Origin of the sequence: Rhodococcus sp. BS-15, from assembly GCF_000813105.1 — a bacterium.
Classification (GTDB): Bacteria; Actinomycetota; Actinomycetes; order Mycobacteriales; family Mycobacteriaceae; genus Rhodococcoides.
Genome location: NZ_BAOX01000559.1, coordinates 1 through 1,155, shown reverse-complemented (window position 1 = coordinate 1,155; position 1,155 = coordinate 1). Strand labels below are relative to the sequence as shown.

The window sequence follows — 1,155 nt, the reverse complement described above, 5'->3', positions numbered from 1 at the left end:
GAATTAGCGACCCGTGAGCGTACATAGGGCGTGCCGTGACCGCTCATAGCTAGCGTAAGTGGCAACCCAATCATTAGACCGGGGTCCTCGAAGGGGAGACAAAGTGACCACGACGGTAGCCATGGATGAAGCAGTTCTGAGCAGGGTCTGCGAACTCGCGCCAGTAATACGATCGAACGCACGCGCCGCCGAGGACGCAGGTTGGCTGACACCAAACACGATAGATGCCCTTACCGAAGCCGGCGTGTACTCCATGGCCGTACCACGTCGATTTGGCGGCCTTGAGCAATCTTTAGCTGATCAGAATTCTGTACTCGCAGAAATCGCACGAAGTTGCGGCTCCGCGGGCTGGGTTTCCATGGTTTGGGTCAGTACCGCATGGATGGTGTCCCTATTTCCAGACCGTGCACAAGAAGAAGTTTTCAAGGGTGGACGAGCGCGTGTGTCGGGGGGATTTACACCTGGTGGCACATTGATGCAGGTCGAAGACGGCTATATGCTTTCAGGATCATGGCCGTTCAACACTGGCAGTCGCGGTGCCGATTGGAATCTGATGGATGCTCTAGTCAAAGATCCAGACGGCGAGGTTGTAGGCGAATCTGTTGCACTGGTGCCCCTTTCGCAAATGACGTTATCTGACGACTGGAACGTATCTGCGGCCGGTGGCACTGGGAGCGTGACAAGCAAAGCCGATAATATTTTTGTCCCTTTTCACCGCGTTGCAGACGCAGAGGCCGCGGTAATGGGCACACTGTCGAACCGCTCGAATGCCGGCGCGACAGGACGGAATTATGGTCTGTACTCTTACGTACAAACCCAATCCCTCGCGACAGTCGCGGGGATGGGACAGGGGGCCTACGACCTGTTTGTCGATCGTCTGCCGGGGCGGGCCATCTCGCACTCGTCGTGGGACGACCAGTCCGACCACCCATTGACTCATATACATGTTGCAACCGCTGCAAACAAGATCGCTGCAGCGAAGGCACTGCTGGAGAAGATGACGACACTACTGCAGTCCAGAGCGGATGTCGGAGTCGAACCCAGCTGGCAGGAAAAAGCCGACATCCGCGGACAAGTTGCGTTTGGCATCGAACTCATTCGTGAAGCGGTCGACTTACTGTATCGCGCCTCTGGCGCGTCGGTTATCTCCAAAAA

1 protein-coding gene is annotated in these 1,155 nt (G+C 56.4%); it reads left to right on the top strand.

Annotated features, from left to right (window positions below; all coding sequences use genetic code 11):
* Positions 1 to 103: 103 nt before the first annotated feature.
* Positions 104 to 1,155: acyl-CoA dehydrogenase family protein (locus RHBS_RS27920; protein ID WP_128646932.1), on the top strand; the 1,052-nt coding region annotated here is incomplete at its 3' end.